This window comes from Mesorhizobium sp. M2C.T.Ca.TU.002.02.1.1, from assembly GCF_003997225.1.
Genome location: NZ_RZTO01001449.1, coordinates 1 through 615 on the forward strand (window position 1 = coordinate 1; position 615 = coordinate 615).

The window sequence follows — 615 nt, forward strand, 5'->3', positions numbered from 1 at the left end:
CCAGAAGCTGGTCGGCGCTGCCATTTTTCCGGATGATGTCGAGATAGCCGGCCGCATCCTCGCTGTAGAGCGTGTCGAAGAACAGGACCCGGCCGGTGTCGGTGCGCCCCGCCAGGACTTCCAGCGTCTGCCTTGCCCGCTTGGCGTTGGAACAAAGCGTGACGTCCGGCACGTAGCCGCGGGCCCGCATGGCCCCTCCGATCGCTTCGGCATCGGCCATGCCCGATTCATCGAGCGGGCGGTCGAAATCACGCACGCCGGGCAGCGCCCAGCCGGCTTTGGCATGCCGCAACAGATAAAGCCTGCTCAACCGGACCCCCATGATGCTGCCTACGTAGCAAAGCGCGATTAGTCACCAGAACGATGTCATGCACAATGGCCGGCGGCAGCAACTGCAACGAATCATGTGCGAATTCGTTTTGTGCCGTTGAAACAAAGTCGTCGCGCGGGCCGCCGATGCGAGACTAACAATTGCGTGAAACTGTCGCCGATAGCGCTTGTGCAGGCTCTTGTCCCCGAATATATAGGCGCCAAATCTGGGGTTGTTGGGTGAGTCGAATGAACGATATCGTTACCGCCGATTACGTACCCTCCGAAGACGAGCCGTTCATGAAC

Annotated in this window: 1 protein-coding gene; it reads right to left on the bottom strand. The window is 60.2% G+C overall.

Annotated elements, in window-relative coordinates; translation table 11 throughout:
* Positions 1 to 310, bottom strand: a 310-nt coding sequence (locus EOD07_RS36690; protein WP_206519679.1) for a histidine phosphatase family protein, incomplete at its 3' end; no start/stop codon positions are given.
* Positions 311 to 615 lie beyond the last annotated feature (305 nt).